Below are 223 nucleotides of genomic sequence, written 5' to 3'. Positions count from 1 at the left end.
CTGATCGCATTGCGCCGCCATGAGCCGCTGATCCAGGAAGGCGTTTATCGCCAACTGTTGCAAGACCATTTGCAGGTCTGGGCGTACCTGCGTGAGGGCCATGGCGAACGCCTGCTGGTGTTGAACAACTTCTACGGCACGCCCTGCGAAATCCAACTGCCGGACGGCGTCATCAACTCGGCCAGCGAGCAGCGCCTGCTGATCAGCAACTACCCCGACTGCC

General features: G+C 61.0%; 1 protein-coding gene. It reads left to right on the top strand.

Features of this window, described 5'->3' with window-relative positions:
- Nucleotides 1-223 (top strand): alpha-glucosidase C-terminal domain-containing protein (locus ACW9IN_RS30185; RefSeq protein ID WP_457369254.1); only part of this gene is annotated, 223 nt, incomplete at both ends.

The sequence above is a fragment of the Pseudomonas sp. SDO5271_S396 genome, from assembly GCF_054071795.1.
This window is presented reverse-complemented; position numbering and strand designations above follow the sequence as displayed.